At 40.3% G+C, this 23,105-nt stretch carries 27 protein-coding genes; 23 read left to right on the forward strand and 4 right to left on the reverse strand.

Annotated elements, in window-relative coordinates; translation table 11 throughout:
- The first annotated feature begins 464 nt into the window (after nucleotides 1-464).
- The 4 genes from I1A59_RS00880 (at nucleotide 465) to rpsD (ending at nucleotide 5,985) form a co-directional block, all read left to right on the forward strand.
- The gene (locus I1A59_RS00880) at nucleotides 465-1,319 is read left to right on the forward strand and encodes an Rgg/GadR/MutR family transcriptional regulator (protein ID WP_196090943.1); all 855 of its coding nucleotides are present in this window, start codon (nucleotides 465-467) and stop codon (nucleotides 1,317-1,319) included.
- Between the two features lie 715 nt (nucleotides 1,320-2,034).
- Nucleotides 2,035-3,975, forward strand: coding sequence for a kinase (locus I1A59_RS00885; protein WP_196090944.1), 1,941 nt, complete (start codon nucleotides 2,035-2,037; stop codon nucleotides 3,973-3,975).
- Nucleotides 3,966-5,186, forward strand: coding sequence for a transporter (locus tag I1A59_RS00890; protein ID WP_196090945.1), 1,221 nt, complete (start codon nucleotides 3,966-3,968; stop codon nucleotides 5,184-5,186). Before I1A59_RS00885 ends, I1A59_RS00890 begins: the two co-directional genes overlap by 10 nt.
- 187 nt (nucleotides 5,187-5,373) lie before the next feature.
- Complete coding sequence (rpsD, locus tag I1A59_RS00895) at nucleotides 5,374-5,985, forward strand: 30S ribosomal protein S4 (RefSeq protein WP_135035848.1); 612 nt, start codon at nucleotides 5,374-5,376, stop codon at nucleotides 5,983-5,985.
- 111 nt (nucleotides 5,986-6,096) lie between these two features.
- On the opposite strand, the gene I1A59_RS00900 is transcribed toward rpsD, so the two are convergent.
- Both I1A59_RS00900 and I1A59_RS09565 read right to left on the reverse strand, forming a co-directional pair.
- Complete coding sequence (locus I1A59_RS00900) at nucleotides 6,097-7,260, reverse strand: site-specific integrase (protein ID WP_196090946.1); 1,164 nt, start codon at nucleotides 7,258-7,260, stop codon at nucleotides 6,097-6,099.
- 232 nt (nucleotides 7,261-7,492) lie between these two features.
- Nucleotides 7,493-8,026: a helix-turn-helix transcriptional regulator gene (locus I1A59_RS09565; protein ID WP_247644746.1), complete on the reverse strand. Its 534-nt coding sequence runs from the start codon at nucleotides 8,024-8,026 to the stop codon at nucleotides 7,493-7,495.
- 204 nt (nucleotides 8,027-8,230) lie between these two features.
- Here I1A59_RS09565 and I1A59_RS00910 point away from each other — a divergent pair, with 204 nt between their 5' ends.
- The 18 genes from I1A59_RS00910 to I1A59_RS00995 all read left to right on the forward strand — a co-directional run bounded on the left by I1A59_RS00910 (nucleotide 8,231) and on the right by I1A59_RS00995 (nucleotide 18,757).
- A complete protein-coding gene (locus I1A59_RS00910; RefSeq protein WP_196090947.1) occupies nucleotides 8,231-8,431 on the forward strand; it encodes a transcriptional regulator in 201 nt (66 codons plus the stop codon).
- A 10-nt stretch (nucleotides 8,432-8,441) separates the two neighbouring features.
- Nucleotides 8,442-9,053 (forward strand): BRO family protein, encoded by a 612-nt coding sequence (locus tag I1A59_RS00915; protein WP_196090948.1) that lies wholly within the window; start codon nucleotides 8,442-8,444, stop codon nucleotides 9,051-9,053.
- Between the two features lie 64 nt (nucleotides 9,054-9,117).
- Nucleotides 9,118-10,089, forward strand: a complete 972-nt coding sequence (locus I1A59_RS00920) for a Rha family transcriptional regulator (protein WP_196090949.1) — start codon at nucleotides 9,118-9,120, stop codon at nucleotides 10,087-10,089.
- Nucleotides 10,090-10,100: 11 nt separating this feature from the next.
- On the forward strand, nucleotides 10,101-10,319 hold the full coding sequence (locus I1A59_RS00925; RefSeq protein WP_196090950.1) for a hypothetical protein: 219 nt from the start codon (nucleotides 10,101-10,103) through the stop codon (nucleotides 10,317-10,319).
- 214 nt (nucleotides 10,320-10,533) lie between these two features.
- Complete coding sequence (locus I1A59_RS00930) at nucleotides 10,534-10,923, forward strand: hypothetical protein (RefSeq protein ID WP_196090951.1); 390 nt, start codon at nucleotides 10,534-10,536, stop codon at nucleotides 10,921-10,923.
- A gap of 4 nt (nucleotides 10,924-10,927) precedes the next feature.
- Complete coding sequence (locus I1A59_RS00935; RefSeq protein WP_210766416.1) at nucleotides 10,928-11,137, forward strand: hypothetical protein; 210 nt, start codon at nucleotides 10,928-10,930, stop codon at nucleotides 11,135-11,137.
- A 25-nt stretch (nucleotides 11,138-11,162) separates the two neighbouring features.
- Complete coding sequence (locus I1A59_RS00940; protein ID WP_196090952.1) at nucleotides 11,163-11,519, forward strand: hypothetical protein; 357 nt, start codon at nucleotides 11,163-11,165, stop codon at nucleotides 11,517-11,519.
- A gap of 110 nt (nucleotides 11,520-11,629) precedes the next feature.
- Nucleotides 11,630-11,851 carry a hypothetical protein gene (locus I1A59_RS00945; RefSeq protein WP_247644747.1) on the forward strand — a complete coding sequence of 74 codons (222 nt, stop codon included), beginning with the start codon at nucleotides 11,630-11,632 and terminating at the stop codon, nucleotides 11,849-11,851.
- Entirely contained in the window at nucleotides 11,838-12,104 is a 267-nt protein-coding gene (locus tag I1A59_RS00950; protein ID WP_196090954.1) for a DNA-binding protein, read from the forward strand. The genes I1A59_RS00945 and I1A59_RS00950 overlap by 14 nt, the downstream gene beginning before the upstream one ends.
- Before the next feature lie 8 nt (nucleotides 12,105-12,112).
- Nucleotides 12,113-12,997 carry a primase alpha helix C-terminal domain-containing protein gene (locus I1A59_RS00955; RefSeq protein ID WP_196090955.1) on the forward strand — a complete coding sequence of 295 codons (885 nt, stop codon included), beginning with the start codon at nucleotides 12,113-12,115 and terminating at the stop codon, nucleotides 12,995-12,997.
- Nucleotides 12,998-13,211: 214 nt separating this feature from the next.
- Entirely contained in the window at nucleotides 13,212-14,801 is a 1,590-nt protein-coding gene (locus I1A59_RS00960; protein WP_247644748.1) for a phage/plasmid primase, P4 family, read from the forward strand.
- Between the two features lie 306 nt (nucleotides 14,802-15,107).
- Nucleotides 15,108-15,296 (forward strand): hypothetical protein, encoded by a 189-nt coding sequence (locus I1A59_RS00965; RefSeq protein WP_196090956.1) that lies wholly within the window; start codon nucleotides 15,108-15,110, stop codon nucleotides 15,294-15,296.
- A 14-nt stretch (nucleotides 15,297-15,310) separates the two neighbouring features.
- A complete protein-coding gene (locus I1A59_RS00970) occupies nucleotides 15,311-15,616 on the forward strand; it encodes a hypothetical protein (RefSeq protein WP_196090957.1) in 306 nt (101 codons plus the stop codon).
- A 76-nt stretch (nucleotides 15,617-15,692) separates the two neighbouring features.
- Nucleotides 15,693-16,187 carry a hypothetical protein gene (locus I1A59_RS00975; protein WP_196090958.1) on the forward strand — a complete coding sequence of 165 codons (495 nt, stop codon included), beginning with the start codon at nucleotides 15,693-15,695 and terminating at the stop codon, nucleotides 16,185-16,187.
- Between the two features lie 32 nt (nucleotides 16,188-16,219).
- On the forward strand, nucleotides 16,220-16,630 hold the full coding sequence (locus I1A59_RS00980; protein WP_196090959.1) for a DUF1492 domain-containing protein: 411 nt from the start codon (nucleotides 16,220-16,222) through the stop codon (nucleotides 16,628-16,630).
- Nucleotides 16,631-17,938: 1,308 nt separating this feature from the next.
- The gene (locus I1A59_RS00985) at nucleotides 17,939-18,235 is read left to right on the forward strand and encodes a DUF4298 domain-containing protein (RefSeq protein WP_196090960.1); all 297 of its coding nucleotides are present in this window, start codon (nucleotides 17,939-17,941) and stop codon (nucleotides 18,233-18,235) included.
- Nucleotides 18,236-18,301: 66 nt separating this feature from the next.
- Nucleotides 18,302-18,592, forward strand: a complete 291-nt coding sequence (locus tag I1A59_RS00990) for a hypothetical protein (RefSeq protein ID WP_196090961.1) — start codon at nucleotides 18,302-18,304, stop codon at nucleotides 18,590-18,592.
- 9 nt (nucleotides 18,593-18,601) lie between these two features.
- The gene (locus I1A59_RS00995; RefSeq protein WP_196090962.1) at nucleotides 18,602-18,757 is read left to right on the forward strand and encodes a hypothetical protein; all 156 of its coding nucleotides are present in this window, start codon (nucleotides 18,602-18,604) and stop codon (nucleotides 18,755-18,757) included.
- Nucleotides 18,758-18,812: 55 nt separating this feature from the next.
- Here I1A59_RS00995 and I1A59_RS01000 read toward each other — a convergent pair whose 3' ends face one another.
- Nucleotides 18,813-19,361: a TetR-like C-terminal domain-containing protein gene (locus I1A59_RS01000; protein WP_196090963.1), complete on the reverse strand. Its 549-nt coding sequence runs from the start codon at nucleotides 19,359-19,361 to the stop codon at nucleotides 18,813-18,815.
- An 87-nt stretch (nucleotides 19,362-19,448) separates the two neighbouring features.
- Here I1A59_RS01000 and I1A59_RS01005 point away from each other — a divergent pair, with 87 nt between their 5' ends.
- Complete coding sequence (locus tag I1A59_RS01005; protein WP_196090964.1) at nucleotides 19,449-21,872, forward strand: YhgE/Pip domain-containing protein; 2,424 nt, start codon at nucleotides 19,449-19,451, stop codon at nucleotides 21,870-21,872.
- Between the two features lie 245 nt (nucleotides 21,873-22,117).
- Here the strand turns inward: I1A59_RS01005 and I1A59_RS01010 are convergent, their stop codons facing one another.
- Nucleotides 22,118-23,104 carry a LacI family DNA-binding transcriptional regulator gene (locus tag I1A59_RS01010; protein WP_196090965.1) on the reverse strand — a complete coding sequence of 329 codons (987 nt, stop codon included), beginning with the start codon at nucleotides 23,102-23,104 and terminating at the stop codon, nucleotides 22,118-22,120.
- Nucleotide 23,105 lies beyond the last annotated feature (1 nt).

The raw sequence follows: 23,105 nt of genomic DNA on the forward strand, positions 1-23,105 counted from the left end.
CACGCATACGCTCAAGGCCTTGACACAAAATCCCCTTCTCTTTGCTTCACAACTAGGCTCAGCAGGCATCAATCTGCCAAATAAATTGTCCTATTTTTAGAAAAATGGTTGACAAATGGTAGAAAAATCTTGAGGGAGATTTTGAGATTACTGATAAAACTTTTGAAGAAAGTTTCAATGAAGTACGGCAAGACGAGCTAACACAGTAATAAAAGACAAACTAATACTTAACTGATTTCAAAATCAGAATACTAGCGGGATTTCAAAAAAATGACGAGGAAAGCCGATGAAGATAGAACTAAAGTTCATCAAAGAGGCTTGACAAAGTCAGATTTCAAAATCCAATGAGTATAAAAGAGTATACATGACTCCTAAGTCGTAATCTATTATACTTCTTGACAATTTCTGACTTAAAAATATATAGTGATAATGTGATCCTACTGAAACAATCAAGGAGATGTAATATGAATTATATGGGTGAAGTTTTTAGGGAGCTAAGACAAAGTCGAAAGATTTCTTTAAAAGATGCTACGGGTGGGGAATTTTCCTATTCGATGTTAAGTAAATTTGAAAAAGGGGAATCTGATTTGACTATATCGAAACTTTTAACTGCCCTTGAAAATATTCATACAGAATTAGATGAATTTACCTTTCTTGTTAATGGCTTTAAACAGACCCCTTATAATGAACTTCAAGACAAAATATGGAAAGCAATAGAGTCTAGAGACATGTCTCAATTGCAAACTCTGTACGAATTAGAACTTCTGAATTATCGAATGGAAGAAGATCAAAAATACCTGTTAAATGCTCTCGTTATTAAAGCTCATTTTGTTATATTAGATCCAGAATTTGAAGTTACCAATTTAGATCTTGAAGTATTGTATGATTACTTGTTTTTCATTGATATTTGGGGAGAGTTTGAATTGCGTTTATTTTCGGACATAGCCCCTCTCCTACCATTAGATCTGTATTATCAATATTGTCGTGAGATGTTGCAAAAAGTGGACTACTTAGGTGCTATGCCTAAAAATAGAAACTATGTCCAAACCATACTTTTAAATGGACTTTTTAAAGCGATTGATTCTAAGCAATTAGTTAAGGCAGCGTACTTTGATCAACAGATTCGAAAAAATTTTTTTGAAGAAAATGAAACTTATCTTCGAATTGTATATAGATTTGCAGATGGGGCCCATGATAGGATAAAAGGAAATGAAGCTATAGGTCTTAAGAAGATGGAAGAAGCTGTTGAAATTTTAAACATCTTAGATTGTAGTGAAAGTGCAAAATATTATGCCTCAATTCTCGAAAACTTCATTTGAGATATTTGAATAAATGACAATCGTTGATTTTGGTAAGCTATACTCATTTAATTTAAATTCGGGATATTCACGATAGTTCCTATGGATGAATAGGGAATCTAGTGGGGATTGTTTTACAGGGCCGAGAGTGCTCACGAACATTCTAGATAAACGAATATGCTAGCGATCAAGGACGTGTTTAAGGAGTCTGAATATATTTTATTAGATACTAATAAAAAGAGTTGGCATCTCTGTTAAGAATGGAGGTAGGTTAGCTCTTTTTTTATTTTTCTCAAGTAAGGGATAAGAAAATATTCCAATTTTTATAAATATTGGAATAAAAATTTATAATCTTTTTAATACATAAAGGAGGTAAAACAGATGACACAATTTGTTCGTGATGCAAATAAATTACAAGCTCAATCACAAATTCTAGTTCTTACATATAGATGTAAGATTGGTTGATTAGAATAATAGAGAAGGAGATGAACACTTTGATTGAATTAAAAGTGTTCATTTTACTCTAATTTTAAATTTAGAAGAAATATTTTGTTAGGGAGAATAATATGAGGAAGCCAACTTTTACCAAGTATTGTGAATTTAATTCAAAGGAATACTCCAAAACAACATCATTTGAAGCGAGGTTTGAACGCTTTATTGAAAAAAAAGTAGAGAAGATTCGAAAACATCCAGAAAAATATCCGAATATTCTTGTATTAGAGGATGGAGAATAAAAATGTTTACTTATTACGATAGTTCAAAGTATCTTCTGCCAGAATTTGGCTTTAAAATCCATATTTCAGGTACTTGGGAAAACTATAGGGAAATTTATAGAAGGACTATTCCATTTTTAATAGATAGGGATATTTCCTTTAAATATATAAAAGATAAAGAAGATGTTTTATTTAATTTATCGACTGAGGAATCTCCTTCTGAATCTGGAAAATTAATTACAATATACCCTGAGAACAGAAATCATTGTATAGAGATTTTAAATGAACTCTATGATCTCCTTCCTTCAAATATAGAAGGTGTTTATATACTTAGTGATCGGAATTATTATGATTCGAATATTTTGTTTTACCGGTACGGCTGTATCAAGGTTGATAAAGACAAGCTCATAAATGGTCTTCCGACTTTAATCTGTTCTGATGGAAAAATATGGCAGGATTTCCAAAGAACCTATTTTGAATTACCTAATTGGATTGAAGATTTACAAGAAAAGCAAGTTTTTAAACCATCTTATTTAGGTAATACCTATGAAATAGAAAATTTAATAAAGCAGAGTAATGGTGGAAACGTATATAAAGCTAAACGAATGGATAATGGAAAAAATGTTGTTATAAAGGAAAGTAGACCCTACATCCATGTTTTTGAAGAAATACAGAAGAAAATGTTGAGAGAGAATGAGTGGAATATACTTGAAAATTTTAGGTCTTCAGTTAGAAAAATTGAAAAAGTGAAAGAGTGGCTCAACTATTACTATATTTATGAATATATAGACGGAGAGGATCTTGTAACATTCTGTGATAATCTAAATCTCTTTTCTTATTTTTCGTCTAACGTAGATAAAAATTTGAATCATTTTAAGCAACTTCTCACTATATTTACCAAAATTATTCAAACTGTCTATCATTTTCACAAACAAGGTGTGATTCTACACGATATTCATCCAAGCAATTTCATTGTAGACAATCATAAGGAAGTTCATTTTATTGATTTTGAAAATTCATATATTGATGGAACAAAGCCTCATACTGGTATTTATTCAGATGTGTCTTTGAAGAATTGGAACAGACTTAATGGGAAGATAGCAGATTGTTATAAGGTTGGCAATACCCTACTTTATTTATTAGGAAGATTGCAGTTGACGGACGAAAGAAATCGACTACCTGAAGTAAACAATTTATTATTACAAAAAAAAATACATACGAACATTGATGAATTGATTCAATATTTACTAGGTGAAAATCCAGATATAGAAACAGCTTTGTATTTAATTCAGAATCGTATTTATGCCCTGAAACGCTCAAATACGAAACAGCTGATTCATATTTCGGAATGCAACACATCTCACCTAGGATTTGACCTTTTAGAATTTGTTCAACTTCAGGAGGAAAGATTCTCAAACTACAAGGAAGTCCTACAGGATAAAAAAAGATTCTACTCAGTGTTAACTCAAGAAAAAAGACTTGGTTTGGATGGTGTTATGGGATTACTCGTTTATCTGAAATCAATAGACTACGATCAAGTAGTTATAGATAGGTGTATCACGTCGGTGTTGGATAATTTAGTAACCGTGGATAATCATCTGAAAGGAGTGAGGATCTCAGATGTGAGCGTATCACCATATCTATTCAATGGAACAGCTGGAATTATTTTAGGTCTGATGTATATTGATTTTGAGAAATATTATGATGAGATTATTCAATTGTCAAAAACTTTGAATATGGAATATGCTCAGTCAGGAAGCTTTTTGTATGGGATGTTGGGCATAGCTCAAGTGCTACTAGAATTGTATACCTACACAAAGAAAGACGCCTATCTTTATACCGCTAGAGAATTGATTATTAGTAGTGGCATTTTGGCAAAAAGTGACGAGGAATTGCAGTCAGAGTATCTGTTTGTGGCTCATCAATATTCAGAAATTAGGAAGGAGGATACCGCGTGCATTTAGTTTTTAGGCATAGCTTTTACCGTGTGATTACAGCATCACGCCTACTGAACTCAATAGGTTCGTATTTGTATAATTTGGTTTTTGTAATTTATGCAACTACACTCCCTGAAGCCAATTGGGCTGTCTTTCTCGCAAATATGACTGCTATAGTCCCGACTATCTTTACATTTTGGGTTGGAGTAAAGGCCGATGAGACGCGACAAAAAGCTAAATGGATGATTAATTTAGGTTGGGTTCAAGCGGGTCTTTTTACCTTGATTGCTGTAATGATTGGGAACAAAACCTTTCTTGTTTTTTCGGTGGTTTGTATCCTCAATTTTTTGAGTGATCTAATTAGCGACTACATTGCAGGTCTTCGCTTGCCTATCATGCAATATAATCTTGCTAAAGAAGATTTATTTGAGGCATATTCCTTTGCTCAATTTTCGACCTATCTGGCCAATATTCTTGGACAAGGATTAGGTATCTGTTTACTAACACTCTCTGATAATAATTTTACCTTTGTTGCCTTTATCAATGCTATGAGTTTCGCCCTTTCTTCCCTTCTTCTTTGGAGAAATAAAGAAAAACTAACACATCAAACCGTTATTTCTAATAGTAAGAAGCAGTCTCTTTTCCAACAGTTTGGGGAAATGTATAAGCAAATGGAAGATATATTTAGAAAGCATAGTACAAGTAACTTTGCTTATCTACTCCTGTCTATATTGATTTTAAACGCACTAGGTGGCTCTGTTAGCAGTATTTATCATTTTTACTTCATGGAGCATACTCTATTCAATTTAACCTATGGAGAGTCGCTTTTAGTGATGGAGTTCATTCTTCTTTTAGGGGCTATCATCGGGAGTCTAACACCCCATGACTTTTTTTCAAAACAGGAGTTTTCTTTTATTTTACAATTTAATGCAAGTCTTTTTATTGTAATTGGATTATTGAATGTTTTGGGGCTAGCGATATGGCTTGGTTTCCCTTTCCTATTCGGGGCGGCCTATCTCATGGGTAAGCTCACTCCCAAATTAGATGCCTTGATGATGGAGCATCTTCCTTCTGAGACTTTGGCGCAAAGTGATCACTTTATTGGACTTCTTTTCACTCTGTCTCTTCCTATCGGTACATTTTTTTTCTCAACGCTGGCGGTCTATAGTAGCGCTTTGACCTGGATATGTTTTAGCTTAGTGGCTGTAGTTATCTTTTTCTTTTCTTTCAAAAAATAAAAACTTTACAGGGGAGCCTTGGTATGCTACAATAGAGGACGTGTGAAATAGCAGCAGAAAAATATGAAGCTCGTCAACAGGAAGTCCCAGTAAGTAACCCTTGCTGTTTGGGCGAAGGTTTCCTGCACGAATCAGGATTTTTCAAGTGACTATTTCCTCAAACATTATTTTAGAGGAGGACATTTATATGTCACGTTATACAGGGCCATCATGGAAAAAATCTCGTCGTCTTGGTTTGTCTCTATCAGGAACTGGTAAAGAGCTTGCACGTCGTAACTACGTACCAGGACAACACGGACCAAACAATCGCAGCAAACTTTCAGAATACGGTTTGCAATTGGCTGAAAAACAAAAACTTCGTTTCATGTACGGAGTTGGTGAAAAACAATTCCGTAACTTGTTCGTACAAGCTACAAAAATCAAAGGCGGAATCCTTGGTTTCAACTTCATGCTTCTTCTGGAGCGTCGTTTGGACAACGTTGTTTACCGTCTAGGTTTGGCTTCAACTCGTCGTCAAGCTCGTCAATTCGTTAACCACGGTCACATCCTTGTTGATGGTAAACGTGTTGACATCCCAAGCTACCGCGTTGAAGTTGGTCAAGTAATCTCAGTTCGTGAAAAATCAGCTAAAGTTCCAGCAATCTTGGAAGCAGTTGAATCAACTCTTGGACGTCCAGCATTCGTATCTTTCGATGCAGAAAAATTGGAAGGTTCATTGACTCGTCTACCAGAGCGTGATGAAATCAACCCAGAAATCAACGAAGCTCTTGTCGTTGAATTCTACAACAAAATGTTGTAATATTTTCGATAGTGATTTTGGCTTAAAAAGCCTACTAGAATACGGTTTAGAGCGACTTTCTAAACCGTATTTTTTTGACTTTACTACCCTTTTTACTACCCTTTACTAAAATTATAGATCATTGATTGCCCTTTCAAAGATTGAAGGGGCTTTTTTTGCGCCTTCCTTGGTTGCATGAACATAGGTATTTAAGGTTATTGAAATGTTGGAATGCCCAAGTCTGTATTGTAAGTCTTTTGGTTCTATCCCAGCATATAACATGATGGTTGCATGGGTATGACGGAATCCGTGAAAGCTAATATCAGGAACACCAGCAGAATCAAAATGAGTTTTCAGGCGTTTCCTGATAAAGGAAGCATGAAAATACTTTCTAACGAATGGTGTGAAAACAACCGTTTCAGTCCGCCCTAGTTTCCACGCTTCCATTTGCTGGCGTTTCTTGTATTCTTTCAACATGGTCACGGTATCACTATCTATATCAATGATCCGTAGCCCAGCTTTTGATTTAGGCGGGTTGGTTTCCATGTATCTATTTAGGGTTTTGTTGATATTGATTGAAGCAGAATTAAGGTCAACGTCCGACCATTCTAAAGAAAGAGCCTCCCCGATACGGCAACCCGTAGCAAGCAGGAATCTGTACAGGGTATAGTCGAATAGGTTTTCAAAACTAGATAGGTCTAGCCCTTCCAAGTATTTCAGAAAGGATTTTAATTCTGAATTGCTAAAGAACTTGATTTTCTTTTCCTTATTTTGGTTCTTACGAGGGATAATGACTTCCCTTGTCGGATTGAATGGAATCAATTGTAAAGTGACGGCGAATTGGAGAATCCGCTTATTGATATTGTTTAAAAAGCTATAGTTGGCATAAGCCCCAGCCACACCATTATTGGCTTTTCTAGCCCATTCGTTGACTTGTTTTTGAATGACAGGCGTTGTCAGTTTATCCAATTTGTAAGAACCGAATACAGGGAGTAGATGAAGTCGAACAAGCCCTTCCATGGATTGGCGTGAGTTCGGTTTCACTGTATCCTTGTAGCTATCCCACCAAAGAGCCACCAAGTCTGCGTAGGTTTTGACCGTTTGCCGTTTCTTGGTTGTGTTGCCATTCCTTTCGAACTCGTTTAAGGCTTCCCTAGCCTTTACCTTGACCGCTTTTTGAGTTTTTGCGGTGACAGTGGTACGAGCTTTTCTTCCAGTTTGGGAATCAATTCCCAAGTACACGCTAGCACGGTAGACGGTAGATCCGTCTTTCTTTTTGATTTGATTGATTTTCATGATATTCCTTTCTACAGTAGGCAAGGTTATTGAAAAGGACTTAGGTATCATGAAATTTTAAGCGAGAACATGCCTATTTGGCTGTCTAGCGTCTTGGGTGGTAGATTGTAAGGGAAGGAGTTGGAAAGCCACAGCTATTGAATTGATCCGCTGGGCGCGTGCTAGATGGTACGGTCTGAGCCAATGACGGAAAAGATTTTAATATGGGTATCCTCGGAAGGTGGGAAGTCTGCTAATCACTATCTTCCTCAAAATTAAAAGATTGTATAAGATTGAGTGTAGCTGTTTTTTGTTTCGGCGATAAAAGAGACCACAAAGCAACTAAAGGGATATATTCGGAGGGTGCGACTGCGAGCATTCTAAAGACATCATCGTTCAAACTGTCCCATATCTCAGAAGGAGCTTGTCCCATTATACTAATCAATTTTAGCTTACCGAATTTTACTAAAGTTTCATCATCTTCTGTGCCAACCATAATATTTTGGAAGTCTTCCCGATTTACAGGAGTTCCGTCCTCAAGAGTTACTGTTTTATTTAAAAGTTTATCCAGTTCTTTTGTTTCGTTGTTGAAGAAATCATCGCTGTAGCCTAATAAATATCCAGCGGTAACACCGAAATAATCAGCAAGTATCTGAGCCTTGTCGGGTTTGATTTGGGTTTCATTGGTTTCCCAATTTTGAAGCGTCCTGTAGTGTACGCCTATTTTTTTCGCTAACTCTTTTTGAGTTAGTTTTTTTTCTGTTCTTAATTCTTTCAACCTGTTCATATTTTTCACCTTTCATAGAAGATTATACACAAAAAAATAGATTAAGTACAAGTTTTTTGTGTTTTTTGTGTTTAAATCATTGACAAACATATTTTTATTGTGTACGATACTTATCGAGCACAATAAAGTTGTGCTCTGCTCTCCCCAACACCTTTCACCTTTCAACCTATGGGGAGGGAATTTTTAAAAGAAGGAGGCCGACAAATGAGCAAACTCAGAGGGTACAGGGTTATGCTGGGGCATACGCAGGCGGACATGGGTAAAATCCTCGGAATTACCAAGCAGGCTTACAGTAGCAAAGAGACGGGGAAGACCCAGTTTAATGACCGTGAAAAGCTGAAAATCCGTGACATGGTTCGGGCTATTGAGCCTAATATCACCATTGACGAGTTATTTTTTAGTTAGGAGGAACGCCATGAAAACAGAACAATGGAACGGCTATCCCATTCGGTTTGTTGACCGTGAAGGCGAATGGTGGGCGGTGCTTGCTGATATTGCTAACGCCTTAGAACTAAAAACAAAATACGTCAAAAGCCGTTTAGATGATGAGGTCGTTTCAAACCACCCCATAAAAGATAGCAAGAATCGAATGCAAGAAATGCTAATAGTAAACGAGTTTGGTATCTATGAGACGATTTTTTCAAGTCGCAAGAAAGAAGCCAAAGCGTTTAAGTCTTGGGTTTTTGAAGTGATCAAGAACTTACGTCAAGCGACAGGACTAGAAGGGTTCGAAGTCTTTCGAATGTTGGACAAGGAACATCAAAAGCAAGCCATGAAGCGCTTGAGCGATGGCCTAGAACACGCGCAACAGGTTGACCTTATCAAAGCGAACACCATTGCTAATAAGGCAGTATCCAACTTATACGGACTTCCGAAGATGGTCAAAAAGAATGCTATGAGTGAAGCCATGTTGAAGGACAGGGAGCAAATTCTTGATGATACTGTAGAACTTATGACGGTCAAAGAACGGTATGGCCTACCTATCAGCGTTTCAAAGGCAATTTACAACAGGAACAAACGGTCTTAGGGAAGGTTGCATTTGAAATGAAAGCCTAGATCTATTGGACAAACACAAAAAGGAGAATCGAAACATGACAAGTAGCAAAGACACTAAACGGGCATTGATTAAGCTGTTATCACGATACCGTGAGACATCAAAGGAAACAATGCAAGAAATCGCAAACGAAATCGGAGTAGCAACACCAACTATTTACAAATGGTTTGACAAAACCTATTTACCAACGGAAGAAGCAACCGACCGCCTAAAGATCTTTTTAGCTAGTCGCAACATGACAACCCCGACAGCACGAATCAGCGATCAGACGGCTATTGATTTGATTAAGCAGTTACGGCAAGCCAAAGATGACCATGGTTACACCATTCCAGAGATGGCGGAAATTATCGGAATCCATGAGCATAATTTATCAAGTTGGTTTCAAGGATTTAGCAAGCCAACCGCCATGAATGCCTATCACGTTATGAACTTCCTGAATGGTCGCGAGACTCAGACAAACCTTTTTGAAAATCTGTTTACTGAACAAGTCGCAAAAGCCGACATGAGCATGACCCTAGATGATGGAACTGTTTACCTTTCTAGCCGTTCGGTAGCGGAGTGGGTGGAAAAACGACATGCGGATCTATTGCGAGATATTGAAAACTATATCAGTGCTTTAGAGAGTGATGAGCAAAACGCAAAATTGCGTTATGGCTTAACCATGCGGGTTGAAGAGTATTTTAGAGAAGACACATACCAAGCAGAAGATGGCGGACGAGCTTATAAATTGTATTGGGTCAGCCGTAAGGGTTGCGAGTTGATCGCTAACAAGATGACAGGACAAAAAGGAATCAAATTCACCGCCCACTATATCGAATACTTCCACGCTATGGAGCAAGCTATCAATGAACCTGCTGGAGCAGAACCATCTATTGAATCGCTCCCAACCTTAGAACAAGCAGAAAACAACTACATTGACACCTTGGCCAAAGCTATCCAAGAATCCAGCACACGCGCCGAAAAGGTGGAACTGATTGGGCGTTTGAATAATTTTGTAAGTGGGCTATGAGGAGGAAAGCAATGACAGACAAAAGAACACCCCAACCCTATGACATTCTGACAGACTATGACGGGCTAATAAATAGCGTTGGTCAAGTCTTGGAAGTTTTAGAGCAGTTTGATGAATTTAAGTCACCACAAACCGTGGCCGTCCCAGCTTATGCCTTACGGGCTATCTTGGACGAACACAAGATTATAACCAAAGAATACTATTCCGCAACTATCGCCAAAACTAACTAGAGCGGAATAAGTAAAAAAAATCTGATCGTATAGTAAAACCCAAAATAAAAAAGACCCATTGGGAATCAGCCAATGAGTCAACACAAAAAGTAAAATCAAAACCAAAATCACAAATAACGTAGGCAAGGTTATTGTAAGGGACTTAGGTTATTGGATTTATTTAATTATAGCACAAAAATCGGCCTTTCCGGCCATCTTAAAAGGAGCGAAAGCTATGAAAGCAAAAAACCGAAAAACACTAATTGAATTTGAGAATGATCAAAAGGAATATACCCCAGTAAAAAACGCTATCCATGATGAATTAAAATCAATTATCACCCAAGTCAGCGGACTAGATAAAGAGTTAGGGCATTCCCTTAGCCGACTTATAAGAATCATGATGGAGCATTTTCATGAAGAAATTATCAGGGTGAACCTTGGGGACTTATCAGCGGTTGAAATCAATCTTAACAATACAGTAGGGCGGATTGAAAAAGCCAAGTATATGTTATTGAATCAGGGTCACACCGATAAAGTAGACATCAATAACCCCATTTGGTACTTGGATTTGGCGCTTGGTGAATTCGAAAGAGCCAAGGAACTAGCTAGAAAAGAAAAGGAGTAGGCGCGTGATCACAGAACTAAACTTATCACCAGCAGGGCAAGCGGTAGCCATTTTGGTTCTGCTGGTTTTGCTATGGCTGGTACTCAAACACAGACCGACTAGAATCAGCCTAGACGAGCCGAAACCCGAAACCGTGGAAGAATCTACCCCAATGGATTTAAACCCCGATTATGGCCATTATATCCGTCTAGGAATCCAACGGGCGGAATGGTAGAAAGAAGATTTATAGGAGTTTAAAAATGATGAAAAATTTTGAAGATGAAAAAATCACATTCGGAACTATTAAAGGTATCGAAATCAATTACTCAAATCAAGAAACAAATGAAAACGAACGGTATACCCTTGAAGAGTTATTACAAAAGATTTATAAGCAACTTGATGAAAGTATCGCCGTTGTTGGTGAAGCAGAGGGGACACAAGAGGCTTTCAGTTTACCAAATGGACATATCGGTTGGGTTGAATTTGATGGCAAAGCAGAAAGTGAAAAACTAAAATTCTTGTTGGAAGAAGCACAGGGAAATCTTGCCTTGATTATGCGACTGTTCCAAGTCTTACCAAAAGAGTTGGCGGATTTGTCAAAGGGAGGTACTGAATGACAGACATCGAAATCAGATTGTTGCGATTGATCCCCGTAGGAAGTGACAGGCCTATCAGTACGCAGGAAGTAACTAGAATCTTAGAAATGACCGAAAGAGGTGTCAGGGATATGGTCAGCCGTTTAATTACCAAGTACGGTGTCCCGATTGTCGCAAAACGTGGAATCAATAGCGGTTATTACATTCCACGGGACAACTTAGAACGGCTGGAAGGTATCAGAGAGTTACAGGCGCAACACCAAGCGGAAGGCAAACGCCTAGATACACTTATCATGGCTGACCTGAATCGCCGTGATGAATTGCTGGAGGAGTACGGAAATGAAAGTATTTAGCGAAGAACTAGAACGCGACATATTACAGACTATTGAGAACTACCTTGACAAGCGCCTTGAGTTGGAACGGCAGGAGTTAGACAATTGGGATTTGATCCCTAGAAAAGTTCTGATGGAAAAACTGAATATATCACCAGTAACCATGTTGGAATGGGAGAAAAAGGGGCTAAAGCAATACCAGCCCCCATTTGAATCTAGTAAGAAAATCTACTACCGAAAATCGGACGTATATAACTTTTTGGCGGTGAAGTGAGGTGGGATATGACTATTTACGAAGCAAGGGGATATTCCCCTTTACTATACCCGTCAAAGAAATCCGAAGAATTGGGAGTGTTTGAATATATCGCAAACTTTCCCATTATCCAAGTCCCTGATGGCGTAGACCTTGAGGAGTGGAAACGAACCAAAGCGCCTTACTGTATCAGTGGTACGGTCAAAGCGGAGAAAAACGGAAGCTATAAGCGAAATAATGACAATCTTATCTATAGGGATTTGATTTTCTTAGACTATGACGACCTAGAAGCAGGCACAGACTTCCCAGAATTGGCGAGAAAGGCGCTATTTGGTTATAGCTATATCATTTACCCAACTATCAGCCATACCCCTGAAAAACCAAGGTACAGGCTTGTAGTGAAGCCGTCACACAATATGGATGAAGCCAGTTATAAAAAGGCCGTGGGTGAAATCGCTGAAAAGATTGGTCTCCCGTATGACCCAGCTAGTTTAGTATGGTCACAGTTGCAAGGTCTCCCAGTGGTGAGAGGTCACCCCAAGGATTTTCCTAGAATTGTGGAAAGGGGACTTGATTATCCAGTCACGCCAGCAGGAAACGGATCACGCGCAACGGGTCAAGATTTTAGAACCGATTACAGACCGAGAGCAACAGGACAAAGAACGGCAGCTATGAAGTTAGTCTACACGCTTTTCAATGGCTATGGTGGTGAAGGTGGGCGAAATATAGCACTGACAAGATTTGTAGGTTTGCTATTTAGTAGAGGTGTGGATGCAACCCTTGAAGAAGCCTATGAGTTGGCCAAGATTGCTAACAATGTGACTGATGACCCTTTACCCCTAAAAGAGTTAGACCGTACTTTTGAAAGTATCGCAAAGAAAGAATACAGAAAGAGAGGTGGCCAATATCGCTGAAGAAATGAAATTTGAACTTGAAGAAATCAAAAACACAGCCCAAGAGAGAGAAACAGAGCCGACCGCAGGGACTGAATCAACTGAACAGACCGCAGGTACTGAACCCGAAGAGTACACAGGGTTGGACTTGAAAGAACTAGAAAACGAAATCATTGAAGCGCGTGAGAATGAAGAACCGCTATTTTTTGAAACGTTTAAAAATATCCGTGGGGTTATGTTTGATATTTGTCAGGAAATCCGTGAACAGGCTTATGATGAAGCCTATAAGGAGTACATGGAATCCCCTGAAGTCAAATTGAAGTTGTCGGAACTAGAGGATGACATCAAAGCATTTTTAGCAGGAGAGACTAAACAAGATCCACACGAAGAATTAAGGCGTAAGGAAATTGAAGCAAAAGCGGAGATAGCTGGAGAGAAAGCAGGGAAAGAAGCCTTACCAACGCAACCGCTGGGGATTGCCATCATGTTACGCAAGTATATTCGATTTATGCGGGTCAAGCCCGAAGCCAAAGGGCAACGGTCTCCCTTGTATTACTATCACCCTGATAGGGGAGTTTGGGAGGAAGATAATGAGTTTTTACAGGACATCATGGCCATCATTACGCCAAAACTAACCGAAGCACAGGCCAAGGACGTACTTTACAAAATCGCTAGGCAGTCACCCATGAAGCCGATTGCTCACGATTACACGGTTATTGGCGACCAGCTTTTTGACAGTGTGACAGGAGCATTTTCCCAACCAACCCACAAAATCGCAGTCACCCGTAGAATTGACACACGTTACAACCGAGAAGCACAAGAACCAACTATCAACGGTTGGAAGCCCACAGCTTGGCTTTTGGAACTGTTTGACGGTGATCAAGAATTGTACAGGCTTGCTATCCAAATCATTCGGGCAACTCTTACAGGTCAATCCTTGCGGAAAATCTTTTGGTTATATGGTGAAGGTGGTACAGGTAAAGGGACTTTCCAACAGTTACTTATGAACTTAGTCGGGATGGATAACGTTGCGAGTTTGAAAATCACAGGGCTGGAGGATAGCCGTTTTGCCAAATCAATTCTATTGGGTAAGTCCTTGGTTATCGGTGATGACATCCAGCAGGACGCAACTATCAAAGATACTTCCGAAATGTTTAGCTTGGTTACGGGCGACATCATGACCATTGAGGAAAAAGGATTGAAACCTTATAGCTTACGCCTTAATGTGACCGTAGTACAGTCGTCAAATGGTTTGCCGATTATGAAGGGAGATCGTTCTGCTATTGATAGACGGTTTAGGATTTTGGCCTTTACCAAGGTTTTTAAAGACAACCCAAACAAAGCTATCAAGGATGATTACATCAACAGACCCGAAGTTTTGGAGTATCTAGCCAAGTTGGCACTAGAAACACCGACCGAGGACATCAACCCAGCGAAATCCCAAGAAATTCTGTCAGAACACCATAAGGAAATAAACCCAGTGATTGGTTTTTCAAGTGTGTTCTTTACGGATGGATTGGTCAGCTATTTTCTCCCCAATGATTTTGTGTATTACTGTTTCAAAGAGTATCTGGAGTACAACGAAATCAATGAATATAGTACAGAAATGGGCTTTCATAAGAAATTAAAACAGAACCTACCTGAAGGGGTGAGGGTTGGGGTGATGAACATTCCAGCAGGACACCAATTGCCAAAAGGATTTTCCCCTAGAGAAGATAGGCCATTTTTTGCCAAAAAAACTTACAACTCTCAAAGAGATAGACCTGAACAGAGGGAAAAAGGCGCAAAAATAAGAGGGTATCATATCCCGAAAAATAAAAAATAGAACACTTAGAACACTAGGGTACACTTGCGGTATTCTTAGGAACGTTGATATATCAAGGGTTTAGAACGCTTAGAACGAAAAGAACACTTTTTTTAAAAAATTTACATTTAAAATTTTTATCTTTTGATTTTCTTGTCTTTTCGTTCTTTTCTATATTCTTTCTGTTTACTTTATATATTTACTGTTCTAAGTGGTATAAGTGTTCTAAAGATAGATAGGGCAAGGAACAAAAATGGAACACTTGATTTTTTAAGTGTTCTAAAATGTTCCGAAGTGTTCTAAAATCAGCAAAGGAGAAAATAGAACATGATTTTTTACAAAGAATACAAACGCACAAACGATTTAAACAACGACATCTACGGAAATCCAGAATGGTTTCATGAAGTGGTAGGTTATAGCGTGGTTTCCCCAGAGGATGAAAACCCCTATGGAACTACCCTAGTCAAATGGTCGTCAAAGACCAAGCCAGAAGAAAAGTTTAAACATGCAAGATAAAGGAGAGTAACAACATGACACTAACAACATTTAGAAATAACAACGCCTTGGGTGATATTGAAGCCCGTTTCGTAAAAGAACGGATTGGCCAACTGTATCAGTTAGAAAAAGATGACCTGATGGAATTGGTCGCCTTATATGAAATTGATTTACTAGATTATATTGACCGACTCTTATCAGATAACCCAATCCCATTGGATCATGATACAGCCTACAACTCACTATCAAACATGGAGGAAGGGGCATTGCTGACATTGTTGTCCGTTGATACAGAGCAGGAATATGATGGCTTACATCAGTACGCAGACGGTGAGGCCTAACCAATAGCAAAGCAGGGTAGCCAAAAAATGGGTTACCTTTTTGCCTACATAGTTGGGCATTTGGAGGTATATAGTGATGATGAAGCTAACCATAGAACAATTTACCAATATGATGGAGAATCCACGCGCCCAAGGCTATGTTGATGGTGAACTGTTTGAAATCGATTTAGAAGCTGGATCCTTGTTTTTGGGTAGTCAGTACATACCGCTGGAGTCAAGACCAGCAAACTATGGTGGTAAGCGATGGTATTTTGTTTGTCCCGATTGTGATACGCGTAGACGGGTACTGTATGGGGTTGTAGGATCAATGGCTTGCGGTGAATGCCGAGGGATCTATAGACAGACACGGAACAGAACTAAAACAGATTGCCAATATTGGTGGGATATGGCACTAAAGGAAATCAGAAAGCTAGAGCCGAATTTTAAACCGCCAAAAGGATACGTTGATTATGACGATTTTCCAAAACGCCCCAAGTGGATGAGATGGCCCGACTATCTGAATCGCTGGAGAAAGTTCCATAAGTACATGAATAAAGGCATGGCATTATGGCTTGGAGGACTTGGACGATGACAGTGGTAGAATAGTGTAAAGAGAGGAATCCTATGACTGACATCAAAGCTAGATTGAACAGACTCAAAAAAATGCCTGAACGGTTGCTAGAAATCAAAAGGGAGATTGAATACTTGGAGAGTAACCCCATAGCTTCCCAGCAGTTTGAGAATCAACCCAAAGGCAAAAGCAACAGGAACACCGCCGAGGATAGAACCATCAATACCATTGACAGGCTGGACGAATTAAGAAACGAGTATGGCGCGTGCTTGGATGAATCTTGGGAATTGAGGGAAGCTTTTGAGTTGCTGACTGATCCGCTGGATAATATGGTTATGAGATTGTTCTACATCAACGGCCATAGCTGGGACGAAGTAGCGAAGTCTTTACGGGTCAGCAAAGCCACGTTACAGAGGTCTAGGACTAGAGCCATTGAGGAGTTGGCGGAGTTGCTGGGTGGGTGAGTTTATAGAACTGACAAGAGTAGTTTCAAGTACGCTTGTTAGGATATGGTGAACAATGGTATCGCGTTGCCAACTCACGCGTCACAGAATCGCACTAGACGAACGAGACCATGCCATTTTAAAGCGTTAGAGCTTAGCTGGTAAGATTATCCCGAAGAACACTAGAACGCCACACAGGACGAATAAGGGGGATTGTAGAAGGTGGGTGAACTAAGTAAGCACGCCGTTAGAGTATCTAAATTATGATAAGCTGACGTCACAAATTGTTACGGCAGGTCAATCAGACATATTTATGAAGATGACTCCGTGAAATACGGACTCACCGATAACTTGACGAACCAAGCTAGTACATTACGGTCACAGTAGAACGCAGTAGGTAACAGAATACCCCCACCCTGAAAAAAAATTGAGTTGAAATTTTGTTTCGCCACCGGTGGTGGGGTCGATTACGGAAATATCTGAATCCCACGCGCACAACCCTCCCCCCCTATGGATTTTCCACAGTATTTTAAAATGACCGTGTTTCTATAAACACAGTCGGGCGCGTGTTTGCTGGGATTTGGTTGAATTGGATTGCTGGGACTCACTTAGCCGAAAAGACTCAAAAACAGGTTGGATTTTGTCAGTTTTGACCCTAAAATGATTGTGTTATACTTGATTTAGGCAATAAAAAAGCGTAGCTGATCGCCACGCCATTCTTGCCTACTGAACTCGTAAAAATTTACTACCCCTTTTACTACCCCACAGGTTCGCAATTCTATATCTGTACTTAAAAGGAGATTGTTAGAAATGCCGTACCTAGTAGGTTTTGTATAGAGTTCTTAAACTAAAAAAATAAGGTCAGTACAACAAAATGCTTTAATTTTAAGCTTACTATGGAGAAAGTCCGATTTTACGGGCTTTTTCTTTTATTAAAAATAGAATGAAGGGAATGTATTGCCTCTTTTGAGAACTTGTTCCACAGATTTCCTGTTTTTAGGAGTTTGATTACTCTGATAAATTATATATGCTGAAAGCGGAAGCGGACTAACGCCCATGAAGCAGGTTTTCTCTGGAGGTGATGGGGTGTTTTTAGGTTAGCATTAAGTGTTTGTGTGTTCTGCTAGAATCGGATATACTGAATGAAGACGATAAGCCTTCGAGTCACCCATAGGTGTGCGGACGCTTATCTTTTTTATACCTATCAAAAGCCAGCGAGGTGGTATAATGAAGTGAGAGGTGACAAACTAACCCTGTTTTAAATTTAGAAAAGTCTCTCTTCAGATCTAACTCTACTACAAGACAAAGTTCACATAAGAAAGGTCGTCTATGGAAGATTTAAAGCTCACACAGCTGCAGGAAATGGAGGAACGTTATGAACGTCTTCTTCCTCGTTTTGAAGCCTTTAACGAGGAGTTAGAGGCTTTTCAGAAGGTCTATCAAGACTACATCCTACTCCGAGAGTATTATGCTAGCGAAGACTGGTGGCAGCTTCAGGAAGAATTGCCTGCTGACTATAAATGCGGTGTTCTGAGTCAAGATCGTCTTTACAATCTTATTCAAGACCATGATGAGTTGATTGCCGACCTTTTAGAATTGAGCCATCGTATGTATCGGAATCGTTAATTTTTTTTCTTTCTTTCGAATTAAAAGATGAGGGCCCCAAAAAAGAAAGAAAGTGAGGATAAAAAGATGGCAACGATTCAACAGGTAGAGACAACGACTATCCAGGGAGGTAGTCAAAGCTGGTGTCCAGGTAAGGTTCTGGTTCCAGGTTTTCCTTACCCATACCCAAGCGGACCTTTGGGACCAGTTCCGACTTGTGCTGGTGGTCAGGTCATTGATGTAGTGGATTTGCAATCCATTACTGGGGGAGCTGGTTATATTAGTGAAGCAGGTAGTGCAATTGGCAAAACATGGGCGATGATTTACAAAACGGGACGTGATTTTGGTCGTAGCCTTGTTAATGCAATGATTCCATAGGAGGTCCCCATGAAGAGACAACTAAATCAAACCGACTTACAGGCCTTGGAAGGTGGAGTTGTAAATCCCTTAGTAGTGGGTGCAGCTCTGATTACGATTCCCTTTGTGTTTGGGGCTATCGCAGGAGCAGCAGACGAGTATTCCCGTAAACATGGGCATTCTTGAGTAGAAGACTATAAAAGGACTAGTAGTTGTAGCTACTAGTCCTTTTATAGAGATCTTATTCCTCGATTCCACTGAATTTCAACATTTTCATTAAAAATCGTGCCATGGTTTGAGGGCTTTCCTTCTTCCCTTGGGCGATCCAAAGCTGGTAAACACCTAGGAAGGCGTTAGAAAGGTAGATGGCTGCATATTTCTTTTCCTTATCCTGAAAAAGTTTGCGACTGTAGCGGCCCTGCCATTCATTTTCTAAGAGTACTTGGAGACGTTTCCGGATGAATTGTTGAATTTCTTGTGTTCCATTCTCTGAGAGAAGGGCAGCGAGAAGGGGTTCTCTTTTAAGAAAATCAAATATTTCTGTAATGGTAGCCTCCAGATGCCCAACGTGTTTATCAAAAATATAGTCTAAGGTATGGAAGAGACGATCTTGATAATGGTCAATCATATCGAATTTGTCTTTATAGTGGGTATAGAAACTAGACCGGCTAATGTCCGCTTCCTGGGTCAGTTTGACCGTCGTAATTTGGTCAAAAGGTTGTTCTGAAAGGAGCCTTACCATCGCATTTTCTAGGACCTTTTTTGTTTTTTGTCTTTTATTGCTTTCCATGGATTTCTTTCCTTGCATTTAAAATTTGAAGTGGTATAATCTAGTATATCAAAAATAGACACTGTGTGCAAAAATGGAGGTTGAGTCATGTTTAAAGAATGGAAAGCCATTTTTAAACGACCTAAATTTATTGTTGTGATGTTAGGAGTCTCTCTGATTCCTTTCTTATATAATGTCATCTTTCTTAGTTCCATGTGGGATCCTTATGGAAAATTGTCTGATCTGCCGGTGGCGGTTGTCAATAAGGATCAATCAACGGTTCTGAACGGTAAAACCTTAGCTATTGGGGATCAGATGGTTGAAAATATGGAGAAGGGGAAAGCTCTAGATTTCCATGTCGTCGATCAACAAGTAGCTGATAAGGGCTTGGAAAATGGGGATTATTACATGGTCGTGGAACTGCCAGAGGATCTTTCCCAAAAGGCTGCTTCCATCATGACTACAGACCCTCAGCAAATGAAAATCCAGTATAAAACCTCTAGTGGACATGGATTTGTTGCAGGAAAAATGAGTGATTCAGCAATGAGTGTGCTCAAGCAATCGGTTCAAAAAAATATTATTAATAACTATACTTCTACCCTCTTCAGTAGTATGAAAGAACTCCAATCAGGAATGGGAACGGCTAGTGCTGGAAGTGGTCAGTTGGCAGATGGAGGAAAACAACTCCAGGCCGGAACAGACCAACTCAATGCTGGTTTGCAACGCTTGGCAAGCTCTACCCTTCTTTTTTCAGATGGCGCTAATCAGTTGGCCGCAGGTTTGGGACAATATACAACTGGGGTCAGTCAATTAGCTGGTGGTGTTGGTCAGCTAGCAACGGGTGTGAATCAGTATACAGGTGGTGTCGCTCAGCTTTCTGCTGGAGCTGACCAATTGGATGCGGCCTCTGCGGAATTGCAAGCTGGTGTGCAGGCCCTTCAGGATGCGGCGCGTGGTGGTGATCTGACTGCTCTGGTTGACGGGTCAAACCAGGTAGCCACTGGAATGGGGCAATTAGCTGACCAATTGGCTGGGATTACCATTTCTCCAGAACAGACCGAGACCATCAACCAAGCTGTTTCTCTTTTAACCAACCTTCAAAGTAAATTAGGTCAAGGACAAGATCCGACGGCTGGGCTTAAAGCAGGGTTGAGTCAACTAGAAGCGGATCTGTCGGCCTTGATTGCGGCAGGAGGGTCTGGAACGTCAACGAGTATCGATGCTGCGGGTGCTGTGTCGGCAACAGCAGCCTTCCAAAAATTAGATGCGGCAGATCAGGCTGAAATTCTAGCCGCTTTGCCAGCTGGTGGATCAACTTCAATAACAGATACGAGCCAATTACAGGCTTTATTGGGAGCTGTGCAAGCTCTCTCCGCTGTACTTGATCAAAATGGTGCAGCTCTGGGGCAAGACCTAGCTCCATTAGTTGATCAAGCCTTGACAGACCTTCAAACACTTCAGACAGGTATTGGCCAATTCGGTCAATTACAAGCTGCAACACAGACCTTGGCACAGGGTTCTTCCGCTGTAGCAGCCGGTTTGGGCCAACTACAAGGACAGCTTGAAACGGGAGCGGATGGTCTGGTCGGTGGAGTTTCCGCCTATACCTCCGGTGTTTCAGAATTGGCCCAAGGAGCTCGTACCTTGAATGAAAATTCCGGTCAATTGCAGTCAGGTGTTGCCCAATTGCAAGATGGCGCTAGTCAATTGGATGCTAATTCTGGAGCTCTCCTAGATGGTGCCGGACAGTTGGCTTCAGGAGCTAGTCAATTACAAGATGGCTCTCAAGCACTTGCTCAAGGGGGCGGTCAACTTGGAACAGGGATGACATCTCTAGTTGATGGCTTGGTTAGTCTTCAAATTGGCTTGGACAATGCCAATCAACAACTACAAAAGGCTAATGTAGAAGAAAGCAATGCGAATACCTTATCTGAACCAATTGCTTTGGAGAAAACGGAACAGGATCAAGTGGAGGTAAACGGAGTTGGGATGGCCCCTTACATGGTTTCTGTCGCTCTCTTCGTTGCAGCTATTGCGACCAACACCATTTTCCAAACACTCCCTTCTGGTAGACAACCTTCCACTCGTTGGTCTTGGTTGAAAGCTCGCTTGGAAGTGAATGGAATTATTGCTCTAGTAGCGGGGCTGCTGGTTTATGCCGGAATTCACTTAATTGGCCTAACGGCTAATCATGAAATGGCAACGCTAGGTGTTATCTTACTCACCAGTGCAGCCTTTATGGCCTTAGTTACGACATTGGTGACCTTGGACAATAAGGTTGGAGCCTTCTTGGCCCTGATTCTATTACTGCTACAATTGGGAGCCAGCGCAGGAACCTACCCAATTCAACTCTCTAATTCCTTTTTTGAGACCCTTCATCCTTGGTTACCTATGTCTTACTCCGTCTCTGCCCTTCGAGAGACGATTTCGATGACTGGTCAAATTGGAAGTCAAGTAGCCTTCCTCAGCATGACCTTGGGACTCTCTATTCTTGTCGGGTATTTGATTTACAGACCTGACAAGCAGGAGTAAAGTTCAGGGACTGGGAGACAAGTCAACTACTTATACTTAACTAATTTCAAAATCGGAATACTAGCGGGATTTCAAAAAAATGATGAGGAAAGCTGATGAAGTAAAGTTCATCAAAGAGGCTTGACAAAGTCAGATTTTGAAATCCAATGAGTATTACAATTAGAATACATAAAAATAGCATAGAATCAACGTTTCTGTTATGTGATTCTATGCTATTTTCTTTGTGAAAAATTTTTGGTTTGACCTTATTTTTCGAGTAGGTTGTGGTCAACAATTTTTTGATAGGCTGTTTGTTGGTCTTTTTTATGGTCTTGAATAATTTGGAGCAGGGTTTCCACACACTCTTGACCTAGTTCCAAGGCTTGGATATCGATATAGGCTGTCACATCGTAGGTAGGAGCTAGAGAAGTGAAGCTGAGGCAAGGAAGGTGGAGCTGATGGTCTTGTAGATAGCTGGCCACCCCTTCTGCCAAGAGGCTATCGGTCACAATGATGGCGTCTAAGGGAATTTGTTTTTCCAGCATATCTTCCATCACCTGGTAGCCCTCGTGAAAGAGGAGATCTTTGGCGAAGTAGAGGAGCTTCTTATCCATCTCCACCCCCTTTTCTTCCAAAGCATCTTGATAACCTTGAAAGCGATCTTGGTTAACAAAATAATCCATACTTCCCGCTAAAAAGGCAATGCGTTTGTAGCCTTTGCTCAGAAGGAAGTGAGTGGCATCAGCCCCTGCTTGTCGGTTGTCATTGTCCACCAGGGAAGTAAAGGGATCTGTCGATTTTCCTAAAATGAGGAAGGGAAAATGCTGTTCGCGAACGAATTGAACCAAGGGATCTTGAGGCTTCGCATACAGAAAGATCAACCCATCAACTCGTCGCCCTCGAACCATTTGGGAAATGGATTCTAGGCGCTCGGTTTCCGTTCTGCCTGTAGACAATAAGATGGCATATTGGTATTCGGAACTAATTTGGCTAATTCCCCGCAGTACAGTTGGGAAAAAGGAGTTTTGGTAGAAAGCATCTGAATCGTCCGGTAGGACTAAGCCAAGTACCTTGGTTTCACTACTAACCAAGCTCCGAGCATTGAGGTTGGGATGGTAGTCCAATTCTTTCATGATTCGGCGCACCCGTTCCTTGGTCGCCTGACTGATTGTTGTTTTATCCTGAATGACGCGCGTGACGGTTGAAGGGGAAACCCCAGCCCGTTCCGCAACATCTTTAATGGTGACGCGCATA

It is taken from the genome of Streptococcus sp. NLN76, from assembly GCF_015686645.1.
Classification (GTDB): Bacteria; Bacillota; Bacilli; order Lactobacillales; family Streptococcaceae; genus Streptococcus.